General features: G+C 39.5%; 16 protein-coding genes. 14 read left to right on the forward strand and 2 right to left on the reverse strand.

Annotated elements, in window-relative coordinates; all coding sequences use genetic code 11:
• Position 1 precedes the first annotated feature (1 nt).
• From AB2Q86_RS03785 to AB2Q86_RS03815, 7 genes are all read left to right on the forward strand, one after another.
• Positions 2-1,108 carry a flagellar motor switch protein FliG gene (locus AB2Q86_RS03785; RefSeq protein WP_003730272.1) on the forward strand — a complete coding sequence of 369 codons (1,107 nt, stop codon included), beginning with the start codon at positions 2-4 and terminating at the stop codon, positions 1,106-1,108.
• Positions 1,095-1,787 carry a FliH/SctL family protein gene (locus tag AB2Q86_RS03790; protein ID WP_012581771.1) on the forward strand — a complete coding sequence of 231 codons (693 nt, stop codon included), beginning with the start codon at positions 1,095-1,097 and terminating at the stop codon, positions 1,785-1,787. The genes AB2Q86_RS03785 and AB2Q86_RS03790 overlap by 14 nt, the downstream gene beginning before the upstream one ends.
• Positions 1,784-3,085, forward strand: coding sequence for a flagellar protein export ATPase FliI (gene fliI / locus AB2Q86_RS03795; protein ID WP_003730273.1), 1,302 nt, complete (start codon positions 1,784-1,786; stop codon positions 3,083-3,085). Before AB2Q86_RS03790 ends, fliI begins: the two co-directional genes overlap by 4 nt.
• 16 nt (positions 3,086-3,101) lie before the next feature.
• A complete protein-coding gene (locus AB2Q86_RS03800) occupies positions 3,102-3,770 on the forward strand; it encodes a lytic transglycosylase domain-containing protein (RefSeq protein ID WP_012581770.1) in 669 nt (222 codons plus the stop codon).
• Positions 3,771-3,783: 13 nt separating this feature from the next.
• Positions 3,784-4,428, forward strand: coding sequence for a hypothetical protein (locus AB2Q86_RS03805; RefSeq protein ID WP_003730275.1), 645 nt, complete (start codon positions 3,784-3,786; stop codon positions 4,426-4,428).
• Between the two features lie 575 nt (positions 4,429-5,003).
• The gene (gene lftR / locus AB2Q86_RS03810; protein ID WP_003730277.1) at positions 5,004-5,330 is read left to right on the forward strand and encodes a PadR family transcriptional regulator LftR; all 327 of its coding nucleotides are present in this window, start codon (positions 5,004-5,006) and stop codon (positions 5,328-5,330) included.
• On the forward strand, positions 5,330-5,653 hold the full coding sequence (locus AB2Q86_RS03815; RefSeq protein WP_012581769.1) for a DUF1048 domain-containing protein: 324 nt from the start codon (positions 5,330-5,332) through the stop codon (positions 5,651-5,653). Before lftR ends, AB2Q86_RS03815 begins: the two co-directional genes overlap by 1 nt.
• Before the next feature lie 43 nt (positions 5,654-5,696).
• Here AB2Q86_RS03815 and AB2Q86_RS03820 read toward each other — a convergent pair whose 3' ends face one another.
• Complete coding sequence (locus AB2Q86_RS03820) at positions 5,697-6,344, reverse strand: FusB/FusC family EF-G-binding protein (RefSeq protein WP_012581768.1); 648 nt, start codon at positions 6,342-6,344, stop codon at positions 5,697-5,699.
• A gap of 270 nt (positions 6,345-6,614) precedes the next feature.
• On the opposite strand from AB2Q86_RS03820, the gene AB2Q86_RS03825 reads away from it, so the two are divergent.
• From AB2Q86_RS03825 to AB2Q86_RS03835, 3 genes are all read left to right on the forward strand, one after another.
• Positions 6,615-8,345, forward strand: coding sequence for a pyruvate oxidase (locus AB2Q86_RS03825; protein WP_012581767.1), 1,731 nt, complete (start codon positions 6,615-6,617; stop codon positions 8,343-8,345).
• A 161-nt stretch (positions 8,346-8,506) separates the two neighbouring features.
• Positions 8,507-10,312 carry a methyl-accepting chemotaxis protein gene (locus AB2Q86_RS03830; RefSeq protein ID WP_003730281.1) on the forward strand — a complete coding sequence of 602 codons (1,806 nt, stop codon included), beginning with the start codon at positions 8,507-8,509 and terminating at the stop codon, positions 10,310-10,312.
• 12 nt (positions 10,313-10,324) lie between these two features.
• Positions 10,325-11,053 (forward strand): C39 family peptidase, encoded by a 729-nt coding sequence (locus tag AB2Q86_RS03835; RefSeq protein ID WP_003730282.1) that lies wholly within the window; start codon positions 10,325-10,327, stop codon positions 11,051-11,053.
• A 43-nt stretch (positions 11,054-11,096) separates the two neighbouring features.
• Here AB2Q86_RS03835 and AB2Q86_RS03840 read toward each other — a convergent pair whose 3' ends face one another.
• Positions 11,097-11,309 (reverse strand): LPXTG cell wall anchor domain-containing protein, encoded by a 213-nt coding sequence (locus AB2Q86_RS03840; RefSeq protein ID WP_012581763.1) that lies wholly within the window; start codon positions 11,307-11,309, stop codon positions 11,097-11,099.
• A gap of 446 nt (positions 11,310-11,755) precedes the next feature.
• Here AB2Q86_RS03840 and glmS point away from each other — a divergent pair, with 446 nt between their 5' ends.
• The 4 genes from glmS to AB2Q86_RS03860 all read left to right on the forward strand — a co-directional run bounded on the left by glmS (position 11,756) and on the right by AB2Q86_RS03860 (position 15,329).
• Positions 11,756-13,561, forward strand: coding sequence for a glutamine--fructose-6-phosphate transaminase (isomerizing) (glmS, locus tag AB2Q86_RS03845; protein WP_012581761.1), 1,806 nt, complete (start codon positions 11,756-11,758; stop codon positions 13,559-13,561).
• A 113-nt stretch (positions 13,562-13,674) separates the two neighbouring features.
• Positions 13,675-14,412, forward strand: coding sequence for an FAD synthetase family protein (locus tag AB2Q86_RS03850; protein ID WP_012581760.1), 738 nt, complete (start codon positions 13,675-13,677; stop codon positions 14,410-14,412).
• Positions 14,413-14,497: 85 nt separating this feature from the next.
• A complete protein-coding gene (locus AB2Q86_RS03855; protein WP_003730617.1) occupies positions 14,498-14,977 on the forward strand; it encodes a DUF6530 family protein in 480 nt (159 codons plus the stop codon).
• 13 nt (positions 14,978-14,990) lie between these two features.
• Complete coding sequence (locus tag AB2Q86_RS03860; protein WP_003730616.1) at positions 14,991-15,329, forward strand: GIY-YIG nuclease family protein; 339 nt, start codon at positions 14,991-14,993, stop codon at positions 15,327-15,329.
• The last annotated feature ends 99 nt before the right edge of the window (positions 15,330-15,428 follow it).

Raw genomic sequence — 15,428 nt, forward strand, 5'->3', positions numbered from 1 at the left:
AATGGCAGAAACACTCAAAGAAACCTTAGAAGAAACAAATGCTGAACTAGAAACAGTTGAAGTAGAAGAAACAGAAGAAAAATCAACTCCTTCAGCAGAATCAGGTATTTCAAGACGTGAAAAAGCCGCCCTTATTATTTGGAGTCTCGATGAACAAATCGCAACCGAAGTGGTAGATTTGCTTCCTGATGCATCCAAACAACGCCTTGCACGTGAAATGGCCAAAATGAAAGAAATGGACGGCGGCGCAGTGGAAGAAGCAACTAGAGAATTTTTAGGGGAATTAGAACTTCTTTCAGGAGGAATTGCTAAACTCGACCGTGAACACTTACAACGCTTGTTCCCAGACATGACGACGGAAGAACTAAATCAACTCATTTACGGAGTAGAAGCAGAATCACGTATCGGCGAAACTGCGCTAGATATTTTACGAGAAATTGATGATGTTGACTCCTTGTTTACAATTATTAGCGACGAATCGCCACAAACCATCGCGATGATAGCCTCTTACATGAAACCAGAAGAAGCATCAAAACTTCTAGCCTTATTGCCAGAAGAAAAAATGATTAACACTGTCATTGGCATCGCAAGCCTAGAACAATTCGATAGCGAAGTCATGCAAAACGTTTCTAACTTACTAAGAATTAAGCTCGACACCATGTCGAATAGCTCACTGAACAAAACAGACGGCATAAAAAATGTCGCAAATATCTTAAACAACGTTACCCGCGGTTTAGAACGAACAATTTTCGAACATCTCGACGCCGAACAAGCCGAACTTTCCGAACGCATCAAAGAGAAAATGTTTATGTTTGAAGATATTATTCTGCTTGATAACATGACCTTGCAACAAGTTCTGGCCGAGATTCAAGACAACAATAAAATCGCTCGAGCACTCAAAAACGAAAAAGAAGAGCTCAAAGAAAAAATTCTATCTTGCGTATCGAAAAACCGTCGCGATATGATTACCGAAGAATTAGAAGTCCTTGGCCCAATCAGACTTTCTGACGTCGAACAAGCCCAACAAGATATCGCCAATGTCGTTAAAAATCTGGAAAAAGATGGCAAAATAGTTATCCAACGGGGGGAACAGGATGTCCTTATCTAATCCGCGAATCCCAAAAGGTAAAGTCACTTTATCCGATGTGAAAATGGAACTGTTTTATTTGGATGATATAGAAGAAACAGAAGAAGTCGAGTCACCATATTCGAAAGAACTTGAACAACTAGAAAGCCATCAAAAAGAACTCGAAAAACACCTATCTGCCATCGAAATCGAACAGCAAAAATTAGCTAACGAAAAAGCAGCACTCCAAGCTGAACGCCAAGCCATTGAAGAATTAAAACGCGAAGCTGAAGCAGAAATCGAAGCAAACAAACAAGCTTTTGAAAAAGAAAAAACACAAATGTATCTAACTATCACCGATTTCCTTTGGGATGAAAGTATTGATCTTGCAGAAAGAATCGTCCACCAAGCAATCGACACCCGCCAAATCGAAGTCTTACCAATGCTAACCGAAGTCATTCAAAAACTCCCAGTTGCTTTCGACAAACTAAACGTCACCACGCATCCAGAAACCTTAAAAGCTCTAAAAGAAGAAAATACAGGGACAAAATACGACTGGCTTTTAGAAAATATCCATTGGAACTTCGATATGCGACTCGATTACGGCGAATTTACTGTAGAAGAAGAAAAGGAATACTTCGACTACCGCATCACCGAAATTTTCCAAACACTTCACAAACAAAATGCCGAACGGAAAATTCTAGGAGGCGATAAACCGTGAACTGGTCGCCAAAAACCGAAGCTTGGCAAGAACTAAAAAATACCGTCCCATACATCCAAAAGGGGAAAATCCACACAGTCCAAGAACAAGTCTATATTTCTAAAGGCCCTCAAGTGAAAATTGGCGATACCGTCATGGTCGGTGAAAACAAAGTGCTCTGCGAAGTAATCTCCATCGAAAAAGAAAACAACATGTTGCTTCCATTTAATCAGAGCGACAAAGTAGCATATGGCGACTGGGTTTACGTAACTGACACGAAAATCACTATTCCGGCTGATGAATACCTCCTTGGAAAAGTCCTCAACGCATCCGGTGACATTTTAAACGAGGAAGCTGGTACTGCTAAATTTAAACAAAAAATGCCGCTTGAAGCACCACCAATTCATGCTTTTAGTCGAACTGAAATCACCGAAACACTCGAAACAGGCATCAAAGCAATTGACGGGATGTTAACCATTGGCATCGGTCAAAAAATCGGTATTTTCGCCGGCTCGGGTGTTGGGAAATCTACCTTGCTCGGAATGATTGCCCGTAATGCCAAAGCAGACATTAATGTGATCGGCTTAGTCGGCGAGCGTGGGCGGGAAGTAAAAGATTTCTTGCGTAAAGATCTAGGTGAAGAAGGATTGCGTAAAAGCGTGATTGTCGCGGCTACATCTGATGAAAGCCATCTTATGCAACTGCGCGCCGCCAAACTAGCCACTTCGATAGCGGAGCATTTTCGTGATCAAGGTAAAACGGTCCTTTTAATGATGGATTCGGTCACTCGTTTTGCTGATGCGAGAAGAAGTGTTGATATCGCCGTCAAAGACTTGCCAATCGGCGGAAAAACACTGCTAATGGAATCCTATATGAAGAAATTACTAGAACGTTCTGGTAAAACAAAAAATGGCTCGATTACTGGTATTTATACAGTCCTAGTTGATGGCGACGATATGAATGGCCCGGTACCCGATTTAGCGCGGGGGATTTTAGACGGACATATCGTTCTAACCCGTGAACTCGCCACAAAAAATCATTATCCTGCCATTGATGTTCTCGGCTCCGTTAGCCGGGTGATGGAAGAAATCGTTCCAGAAAGTCAGTGGAAATCTGCTTCGAAAATTCGCGAATGGATGAGTATTTACCAAGAAAATGAATTGTATTTTAAACTTGGAACAATCGAGCAAACAAGCGATAACGCGGCCATTTTTACAAGTAAAGAAAAGTCTTATTTCATCCACCAATTTTTAAAACAGTTGCGGGATGAAAGTGTTACGCTTGAAGAAACGAGTAAGCTGATGGAAACGCTAGTATAACAAAGGAGTGCCGTGGATGAATCCAGTAGAACAAGTAATAAGTGCTAGACAAGCCGAGTTTCAAAGCGCGTTCGAAGCAGCAAAACAATCGGCCACTACGTTTGAAACAAAATTAAACGAACGCTTAAATGCGACCAAGCAAACAACTACGACTAATGTGCAAACAGTCACCGATGCCGAACTAACTCGCGCCAGAGAAGCGTACGAAGCATTAATCAATCAATCGGAAACCAAGTCTGCTGTAACCACATCTAGTACGACAACCGAGACTCTTGCAGCACCAACCGGAGAGCTAACCAATTGGAACAACTACCAAATCAAACCAATCAGTGCGGAAAACGAAGGGAAATATAGCGACTTAATCAAAACAGCTGCAGCCAAGTACGGCGTCCCAGAAGCACTCATCAAACGCGTCATCCAAGTAGAATCCAATTACAATCCAAATGTTGTCTCAAGCGCTGGCGCAACAGGTCTAATGCAGCTAATGGCCGGTTCTAATCGGACCGATCCAGCCACCAATATCGATGCGGGAACGAAAGAACTCGCAGGATACATCAAAAAATACGATGGCGACCTAAGACTAGCTTTAGCAGCCTATAATGCTGGACCAGGAAACGTCCGCAAATACGGCGGCGTACCACCATTCAAAGAAACGCAAAACTATTTAAAGAAAATTATCGGATAAGGGAGAATAAACCATGGGAAACTGGCAACAAAAGTGGGAATCGTGGCGCGATATGACCACGGCAATGCAACAAGAAATTAAAATTGAAGCAGCCGAAAAAGTGACTTCCTACATAAAAAACGACCAATTTGAAGAAGCGATTAATGTTATCAGACAAACCGAAAATCTCCTAAACGAACTTGACTTTGAAACAAAAATGAACCGCGTCGAAGAACAACTCCAAGCCTTCACATCCGACCAAGAAGCAGCTAAATCATTCGAGGCAAGCCAACTTCAAAACCTAGAAAAACCAAACACAACCGTAAGTTTCGATCTCGCTAGCGTAAAATCAGAAGCAATCAACCAGTTCACCAAACGCGACTTTAATCTAGTAGATTCACACGATACCCACATGCAATTTCTGAAAGGAAACCGCAATTTTTACATGGACATTTTCAACCCCGAAGAAAGCGAAGAACATCACTACGCTAACCTCCATGAAAAATGCCAATACAAAAATATCGGATTTATTTGTCAAGATGATGCCGCAGCCGAAATTGCCACAAACCTAACAAATGAATGGCTTGAAACATTAGAAGCTCCTAAAAAGAAATTTTTAACAGTCAACATCGCCAATTTAACCGCGATGAAACAAAACCCAGAAGTACTATTTCAATAAACAAAAAGAGAGACGCTATTATGCGTCTCTCTTTCTAATTTTATAAAGCTAATTTTGTGATGCATCGATTTTTCGATCATAAATAGTTGCGATAATCCCAGCTATAATATAAAGTGCACCAGGAATCGGATTTATATATAGATCTTCTATTAGGTTGGCGCCTAACAATAGAATCCCACTAATAAATAGAAAGATAATTTTATTGTTAATAGTTAGAGAACGTGTGAGGATAATGCAACAAACACAATGAGCTAGCATAACAAATGCTGTCAAACTAATGACAGGGAATAAATTTATCGCGTCTCCCAGAGCTTTTAACGTATAAAAGGCAAAAATAAATTCTAAAAAACAGGCACACCATACTAAAGTTTTAATGAAAGATAACATATTATTTATTCCTTTCTAAGAAGTATAAGTAGATAGGTTGGAATTTAATTCTATTTTAGTATACTTTTATTCCTGCTACAAATGCAATAAGAATTGCTATCTTTTTTCTAAAAATCAATTGACAATCAATCTACTTTGTATTACTATATACTTGTACCTAGTAACAACTAGTAGAGGAGTGAATTCAAATGAAAGGACTTACCGAGTTACTCAAAGGTAGTTTAGAAGGAATGATTTTGGAGCGAATTTCTAGAGGAGAAACTTACGGCTATGAAATCACCAAATACCTTAACGACCTAGGCTTTGATGAAATCGTCGAAGGAACCGTCTACACCATTCTCGTCCGCCTTGAGAAAAAAGGATTAGTCGAGATAGAAAAGAAAAAATCAGAATTAGGTCCACCACGAAAATTTTACAGATTAAGTCCGGCTGGAGAAGAAGAGTTAGCCATTTTTTGGAAGCGTTGGGACTTTATGCAAGGAAAAATCATGCAAGTTAAAGGAGGGCAAGCCTAATGTTTAAATGGTACACAAAATACCGCGAAGAAAAACGAGATTATAAGCAGTACAAAAAACGAATAGCTGCTTTGCCAGAAGATTACAAAACCGCAATGAAAGCAATCGAAACCTATTTATGGAGCTTTGCAAAAGGCGCAGGGATGTTCGAAATCCTAAAAAATGTCCTCGAAATGTTCGAAAATGCCGCAGCTGACAACCTAGAACTAAAAGCTGTTGTTGGTGACGACCTAGCCGAATTCGCCGACAACTTACTAAGTGAATTTCCAGAAGAAACTTGGATGGATACTCAACGAAAAAAACTGCGTGATTCGATTAAATAAAAACAGAAAGCCTCTCAAACAATAATGAGAGACTTTCTGTTTTTTATTTACGTTTCTTAACAACCTCTATAAATTCATCTAACGTTTCGTGTGCTTTTATTTGCTCGTTACAAACATCGCTATCGTAGCAAATGTAATTGCCATTTGTCGTATAAATACCGTCGCTCGAAGATTTCGTTTTCGCCATAAAGAGCGATACTTTGGAATGCGAGTGACAAATCGAACAAACGCCCTTTTGAATCTCTGTAGAAATAGTTCCTTGTACGCCGACCAAATTTCCGTCCTCGTAAGTCACGATATACTTACGCTGCTGAGCGATATCGTTCCAGCCGTAAAAAGTATAGTCGCGCAAATTTAGTTTAGACCAGGCGGGAATTTTTAATTTTTTCGTTTTCGCAAAAAGTTTTTTAAGTTTCACATCACTAGGTGGCGCGAAAGGAATCACATAGGCTTTTACCCCCTCTAAAAACGGCTCTGCTTCTTTGGTTGAAGTAATCGCATGGAGCTCGCTAAACAGTTCCTTATGCTCCTCTAGTACACTTTCCGGGAATAATTCATTGATTTTCTCCTCTGTTAGCGATTTTAATGCCTTCAAAGTCGAAGTATCATTGGCGGACCGGTATGCGCGTGAAACATTGGCTAATTGATTTTTGATAAAATTATATTGGTATGGCTCGATAAACTCTTTCATTATAATTCTCCTTTAATAGTTTAATGTTGGTTAAACTAGCTGAAGGATTGAAGAGTTTATTTCACTCTTACTTTCTAAACAATCCTAAAGCCATTGTTAGAAAGTCGAGAGCAGTGCAATTTTGTTTGCATCTCTTTGATCACCACCTTGCCTTCATTATAAGCACTTCTGAATAGTTCGTCAATTCTCTTTTATGAATACTCTTTTAAAAACAGGGTAAACGAAAACTATTGGACATTAGAGAAAACATCCATGGGAGGAGAAAGTAAAATGAAAAAAGTAAAAGCAAGTGAAACACTCGTACAAACATTAAAAAATTGGGGAATCGACCACGTATATGGTTTACCTGGTGATTCGATTGATACAGTAGTTGATGCCTTACGAAAAGAACAAGAAGCAATCGAATTTATTCACGTTCGGCACGAAGAAGTGGCGACACTAGCCGCCGCAGCATATACCAAATTAACAGGCAAAATTGGTGTCGCATTATCTATCGGCGGCCCCGGAGCAATTCATCTTCTAAACGGGATGTATGATGCAAAAATGGATCATGTGCCAATGCTCGTACTCGCTGGGCAGGTGACAACCGACGTCTTAAACACCGGCTTTTTCCAAGAAGTCAATTTACCAGCGATTTTCGAAGATGTTGCCGTGTATAATAAACAAATTGATAATGCCGAAACACTTGCGGATGTGGTCGATGAAGCAATCCGCACCGCTTATAAAGAAAAAGGCGTCGCTGTCTTAACGATTCCAAATGATATCCCGTCACAAGTAATTAAAGCGAGCCTTGAAGCAAAATCAGTCAAATTCGAACAAGAAAATCCAAAACTAGATGAAGCAGCAATACAGGAAGCCGTAGCACTGATTGAAAAAGCGGAAAAACCAGTTATCTTAGCTGGATTAGGGACTAAACACGCTGGACCAGAACTAATCGCCTTCTCAGAAAAATTGAAAATCCCGATTATTCATTCCTTACCAGCAAAAACCATTGTTCCAGATAACCATCCAAATGCACTCGGAAACCTTGGTAAAATTGGAACCAAACCAGCATATGAAGCCATGCAAGAAACCGACTTACTATTAATGTTCGGGAATGATTACCCTTATAGCGACTATTTACCAAAAAAAGCAGACTGCATCCAAATCGATATTGACCCAGCCAAAATCAGCAAACGTTTCCCCGCAACAGTTGGTTTAGTAGGCGATGCCGCGGAAATCATCGGTAATTTAACCGCGAAAACCGCACCTGTAGAAGAGCGTAAATTCCTTCAAGCATGCCAAGAAAACATGCAAGAATGGTGGAAATGGTTAGAAGAAGACATCGCAAAAACAACAGATCCAATCGCTCCAGAAGTCGTGATGGCGAACATCCAAAAAATCGCTGAGAAAGATGCCATTTTCTCTATCGACGTAGGAACTGCAACTGTTTGGAGCACTCGTTATTTACATTTAACCCCAGAAAATGACTTTATCGTTTCCGCGTGGCTTGGTACTATGGGTTGCGGTTTACCTGGAGCTATCGCTGCCAAAAAAGCATTCCCAGACCGCCAAGCAATCGCCATCGTCGGTGATGGAGGCTTTTCCATGGTTATGCAAGATTTCGTCACAGCGGTAGGTTTAAACATGCCAATGATTGTCGTCGTGTTAAACAACCAACAACTTTCATTCATTAAATACGAACAACAATCAGCTGGTGAACTAAACTACGCCATCGACCTACCAGATATTAATTACGCAAAATTCGCCGAAAGTTGCGGAGGAATTGGTTTCCGAGTAGAAAAAATGGCGGACCTAGAAGCTGCTTTCGAAAACGCCAAACTAGCAACGAAACCAGTTATCATCGACGTTTCCGTAGATAGCGCAGCAGCTCCACTACCAGGGAAAATCGTGATGGACGAAGCACTCGGTTATACTAAATTCGAAATCCAATCAGTCTTAGAAGACCATCGTTTCGCAAAAATGCCACCACTTAAAACCATTTTACGTAGATTTTTATAAAAAATAAATAAAAAAATAACATTATCACCCATTTCATGCCAATTTCCGCTAATTATTATAACGTTTTTTTATTAAAACTAATTATTTTACAATAAAATATGGAGTTTTTTTAAAAAATATGAGATAATAAATTAGAATTAGAGAATAGGAGTGTGGAATGGGTGAATTTAATTAAAAATCGTAAATTGAAAACAAAATTAAGCATCAATATTGTTATAACGACCATCATGTTAATCGGACTTGGCGCGACTAGCTTTCTTGGCTTTCGTCATGTAGCAACACTTTCAGATAATATGGTTGATAATAATGTCGCACCGATGAAAGAAATCGCAAAAATCCAAACAAACATGGCGCAAATCAATATCGACATCCTGACCATGTTCGACACTATTAACGGAAAATCAGCCCTTATAAAAGATATTGATGATCTTTATGCCGAAAATGATCAAGCAATTCATAATTTCAAAAAAGCCAATTTAACAGCAGAAGATAAAAAACAATTAGCGTATTTTGAAGAAAAACTAGCAGACATGAAATCATCCGCATCGTCAGTAATCAGTGACACATCAAGCGCACTAGACGACGCAGAACTACTTGGAGCGCAAAACAGATACTACCAAAACGTCAAAACAAAATTTGACGATGCAACTAAACAATTAAATGTTTTAAATGAAATGAACTACAAAGAAGTCGAAAATTCTTCTCAAGCAATTTCTGACTTTGGTGTAAAAATCAGTATCATTTTCACAGCAGTTATTATTGCCGTGCTAATTTCTCTATTCATTTTTAATGCTTATATTACGAGAGTGATCCTAAAAGGAATCCGTCACTTGCAAACAGCTGTACATAAAGTAGCTAGTGGAGATTTGTCGTACCGCAGCACTTATAACGGTAGAGACGAGCTTGGTGATATTACAAACGACTTGAATGAAATGAGCGAAAACCTAAGATTAATGATTGAAGACGTTAAAAAAGCTTCTACAGACGTTAAATCTTCCAGTGATAACGTTATTATTAGTTCGGAAATTATTTCTGCAATGACAACAGAAATGGACATCGAAATGAAAATGATGGGTGAACAGATCCAAACACAAATCGGCAGCATGAAAGAAAGCACGGATGCAATGGATCAAATGACTGGCGGCGTTCAAAATGTGGCTGAATACGCGCTTAAAGTATCTGACCTAACAAAAGATTCCGCAGAAAAAACGAACGATGGCATTGCCGTTATCAATAATCTCGTGTCCCAAATGGACCGTATCAGTGGCGTCATGCGTTCAAGTACAGACGTTGTTTCTCAATTAGTTAACCGCGTTGGCGAAGTGGAAAAAGCTTTGGATACCGTTACAAATATCGCTGACCAAACCAACTTGCTTGCCCTAAATGCGGCAATCGAATCTGCTCGTGCCGGTGAACATGGTCGTGGGTTCGCAGTTGTAGCCGAAGAAGTCCGCAAACTAGCTGAACAATCACGTCTTGCTGTTGTTGACATTAATACTGTCCTGAAAAAAATTCAAACAGAGTCAAAAACAACTATCGAAGTAATGAACACGGGGCTTTCTGAATCGGAAGCTGGTCAAAAAATCATTTCTGAAACAGAAGCAACATTCACAGATTTACTCCACCGTGTCAATGATATTTCCGCTCAAATGCAAAATGTATCTCAAGAAACCGAAGAAATGGCTGCAGGAATTGAAGAAGTCAACACGTCAATTAGCGACGTAACAGAAATTTCCAACCAAATCGGTGAAAAATCCACAGCCGCACTTGAATTCGCGGAAGTAAACAAAATGAAAGTAGACGAGCTAGTCGTTATCTCCGAAGAAATGCAAAAAATTTCCGGCTCATTAGAAGGGTATATCGCCAACTTCAATACCGAAGTGAGCGAAGAAGCGGTCGAAGTAACAGAAGAGCCAGAATCAGAAACAAAAGATCCAGGAGAGCCAGTCCTAGCAGAAAATGTCTAGGAAGCATGTATAATGCGAATTTGGATAAAATCACTGCTTGTCATTACAGCGTGTATATTTAGTTTGACCCTTCTAAATACGAAATATACCTTTTATTCACCAACCGTCAAACTCGAAAGCGCCAAAGTCGTTTATAAATTAGACAACGAACCTTTTAATGTAAGATTAGATGTGCCACTAGTGAATCAAATGGATGCTCCTACGCTTTTTAATGGCTGCGAAGTAACTAGTTTAGCGATGCTCTTGCAATTCACTGGGAAATACGTCACTAAAAATGAGTTAGCGAATAATCTCCCGACAACGCCAATCGAACAAAATGGTTTACACGGTAATCCGGATAAAGCATTTGTCGGGAGCATTAGCGGCGATAGCCCTGGTCTTGGCGTGAATCATGCGCCTATTGCTAAACTGGCTGCTAAATACGTTAATGAAGCACACGTCCACGATATTAGCGGGAATAGCATTCAAGACATCATTACCGTACTCAGCACAGGCGCACCAGTTTGGATTATCACTACCACGGACTATCATGCACCCAAAAATTGGCAAACCGTCCAAACAAAAGAAGGTAAAAAGAAAATCACGTATTCGATGCACAGTGTGGTAATTACTGGATTTGATAAAGACAATTTTTATATTAATGACCCATATGGACATAAAAACCGTGCAGTAAAAAGAAGTGTACTTGAAGAAGGTTGGTCTGCTATGGGAAAGCAAGCCATTTACCTAAGCCGCCCATAAAAAAATCGTTTGAAAGCATATCTCATGCTCTCAAACGATTTTTTTATATTTTCTTCTTAATAAATAGAACAACCGCAAGCGCGACAAGCACTACTCCAATAACAATCGGCCAGACCGAAAATGCGTCTCCGGTAGAAGGAAGAAGGGAAGCATTACTTGTATTTTCAAATGCGACAGCTGTGCTTACTCGGAAATAAATGAATCCAAGTGAAATGAAAACAGCAATACTAGCAACTATTTTTTTGGCAAAAACCATTCAGCTCGCTCCTTTTTATATCATATCTATATTATTAGTCATTTGTTATTTTTTGTCAATGTATAGACCAATTTTAATTAAACGGCTATATATAATGCTTGACCTAGTATACATATTATTGTAAAATGAATTTGTTTCCTTGAAAAGTAGTGAAGGAGGATCGTACAATTAAATAGAAGCGCCAGAACTGATTGGGACGAAAATGCTTGAAGGTGAAATCCCTGAAAAGTATCGGTCAGTTGACGAGGAGGAGATTAATCGAAATTTCGGCGGGAGTCTCCCGGCTGTGCATGCAGTCGTTAAGTCTTACTTACAAATCACTTGGGTGACCAAGTGGACAGAGTAGTAATGAAACATGTTTTTTACCCTCCAAGGAAACCAAAAAATGTAGAGGGCTTGAAATTGGATAAGTCTGCCCTCAAGTTAATTATTGGAGGAGTTTTATTATGTGTGGAATCGTTGGATATATTGGAACAAATAATGCAAAAGGCATTTTATTAGAAGGTCTTGAAAAATTAGAATACCGCGGCTATGACTCTGCGGGAATCGCTTTGCAAAACAAAGACCTAGTAACAGTAGTTAAAGAAAAAGGACGGATTGCAGACCTTGCGAGCCTTGTACCAAGTGATGCATTCGGTACAACCGGAATCGGACATACACGCTGGGCAACACACGGTAAACCAAATCACGAAAACGCCCACCCGCACCAAAGCAAATCTGGTCGTTTTACAATGGTTCATAACGGCGTAATCGAAAACTATACCCTTTTAAAAGAAGAATACTTAAAAAATCATTCATTTGTTAGTGATACGGATACAGAAGTAATTGTTCAGCTTATTGAACTCTTTGCAGCAGAACTTTCGACTAAAGAAGCATTCAAAAAAGCGTTGTCGTTACTTCATGGTTCTTACGCAATCTGCTTAATTGACCAAACCGATACAGAAACACTATACGCAGCAAAAAATAAAAGCCCATTATTAATCGGAAAAGGCGAAAACTTCAACGTTATCGCAAGTGATGCCATGGCTGTTCTTAAAGAAACAGACGAGTTCGTGGAAATTATGGATAAAGAAATCGTGATTGTGACAAAAGATGGCTTCACTTTAGAAACGCTAGAAGGTGAAGAAATCACTCGCGCAAGCTACACAGCCGAACTAGATGCGTCCGACATCGAAAAAGGCACATACCCGCACTATATGTTAAAAGAAATCGACGAACAACCAGCTGTAACACGTAAAATCATCCAAGCTTATCAAAATGAAGCTGGCGAAATCAATGTCGACAAAACTATCATTGACGAAATTTTATCATCTGACCGCATTCATATCGTTGCTTGTGGAACGAGCTATCATGCTGGTTTAGTCGGAAAAAATTTAATCGAAAAAATGGCAAAAATCCCTGTAGAAGTACATGTTTCCAGCGAATTTGCTTATAATTTACCATTAATGTCTAAAAAACCGCTATTTATTTTTATTACGCAAAGTGGTGAAACTGCCGACAGCCGTCAATGCCTTGTTAAAGTGAAAGAACTTGGCTACCGGACATTAACATTAACAAACGTACCAGGCTCGACGCTAGACCGTGAAGCGGATCATTCGATGTATTTATACGCAGGTCCAGAAATCGCTGTCGCTTCAACAAAAGCTTATACAGCCCAAATTTCTGTGTTGGCGGTACTTGCCGTTTCTCTTGGTCGCGAAATTGGTGACGAAGAAGCACTTAACATTAATTTAGCTGCTGAATTAGGAATTGTCGCAACAGCAATGGAAGCAATGGTTTCTAGCAAAGAAGTGATTGAGCACATCGCCGGTGAATACTTAGCAACTTCTCGTAACGCGTTCTTCCTAGGTAGAAATATCGATTATTTCGTAGCGATGGAAGCTGCTCTTAAACTAAAAGAAATTTCTTATATTCAAGCTGAAGGTTTTGCTAGTGGCGAATTAAAACATGGAACAATCGCGCTTATCGAAGACGGCACACCAGTTTTAACGCTTATCACGCAAGAATCTATCAACTGGAATATTCGCGGAAATGTCAATGAAGTATTAGCACGTGGAGCAAAAACTTGTGTATTCGCAATGGAAAACGTCGCACAACCAGGCGACCGCTTTGTTATTCCGCAAGTGCATCCATTATTAACGCCACTGGCAAGCGTCATTCCGTGCCAACTACTAGCTTATTACGCAGCACTTCACCGTGATTGCGACGTCGACAAACCAAGAAACTTAGCAAAAAGTGTGACAGTAGAATAAATTTTTTCAAGACCTTTTCGAAACTAGAAAAGGTCTTTTTTTATGCAATCAATAAATTTGCACGAGCCCCTTGTTATGCTTTAAACTTAGAGAGGAATGGGGGAAATCAGCCAATGGAAGTATCACATGTAACGCTCGCACCAAATAAGGATAGTCGTCCCGCGGTTTTAACAATCGGCAAATTCGACGGGGTACATATCGGCCATCAGACCATTTTAAATACAGCCTTATCCATAAAAAAAGAAAATGAAATATTAACCGCTATTAGTTTCAGTCCACATCCACTTTGGGCTTTAAAACAAATCGAAATATATCGCGAAATGCTTACACCAAGAATGGAAAAGGAACGCTGGCTCGCGCATTACGGTGTCGATCATTTAATCGAAACAGCATTCACACCTCGGTATGCGGAAACGACACCAGAAGAGTTTGTCAGAGACCATTTAACCAATTTGAATTTATCGCATATCGTCGTTGGTTCCGAATTTAATTTTGGGAAAGGGCGCGATTCTGACGTAGATTTACTCCGGGACCTATGTAAGCCCTATGATATTGGTGTCACATCCGTCCCAGTAATTGAAACGAATCAAACTAAAATAAGTTCCACTAACATTCGAGCGTTTATTAGACGCGGACATTTTCAAGAAGCAGAACAACTCCTCGGCCACCCTTGGTATATTACAGGCAACGTTGAAAACGGCGAGATGATTGGCTTAGATGATTACGTTCTCCCGGCAACAGGCACGTATCAAACCGACTCAGGCATGGTAAACGTAACGAATCAGCGCACTATCCTAGTTGAATTATCAGATGGCTTGCAACAATTACATATGAAAAACGAACTTTCCTAATAGCTGGGAAAGTTTTTCTTTACATTTTATAAAATTAGTAATATACTAATTTAGTAAATTAATAAAATTTAAAAGGAGAAATCTCATGAAGATTCCAACTACCTTAAAACATAAACCAGTAATCGTTGTTGAAAATTATGAAGAAGTAGACGGCAAGAACGCTTATCATTCAGATGCTAAGGGACTTTCACTTGGACTTGCGCAGTGGAATGATCGTGGCAAAGTAGATATTTCCGCTAAAGTTTGGCGTCACACGGGTGATAAATGGTCGCGCCAATCTGAAGAACTTCCGCTACATCGTGTGCTCGACTTGGCCATTTTAATCGCTAGAACCAAAGTTCATTTTAAAGATGCTTACCGTTTACCTCATTTGTATGACAAAGAGAATCCCACGCTTGATCGTATTGGTTTGCAAGGGGATGCGCTGACTATTGCCGTTTGTGAAGATAACGAATATATTGATGAGGACATGCAATTATTCGAACAAGCTTTAAAAAACGATGATGAACTCCTCAGTGAACGCCTCAAAACATTAAGCAAACTATTACAAGAAGCAGGTTATTAAGGACGTGAAATAAATGAATAAAGACAATCGTAAAGAACTAATTCGCGCATACAAAGAAAAAGCCCCCGATGCCGGCGTTTACCGTTTTATCAGTACAAAAAGTGGTAAATACTTAATTGATAACACAATGGACTTAAAAGGAATCGCCAATAAACTTGCATTTGGAATAAAAATTGGAGCAGGAAACATGCTACCACCAGAAATGGCAAAAGAAGCAAAGGAACATGGCATTGAGACCATTCAATTTGAAATTCTTGAAAAAGTAGACATTAAACCTGAAATGACAAAAGAAGATATTAAAGAAGAAAACGATGTACTTCTCAGTTTATGGCTAGAACGCGAAGATATTTGAGACCTTTCTAAGTGAAAGGTCTTTTTTATAAATTAAAATTGTACAATAAAAAGATAATTGCAATAAAATACACGAAATGTCTACATTTTCCGAGCAAAA

Source organism: Listeria monocytogenes, from assembly GCF_041765605.1.
Taxonomy (GTDB): Bacteria; Bacillota; Bacilli; order Lactobacillales; family Listeriaceae; genus Listeria; species Listeria monocytogenes_D.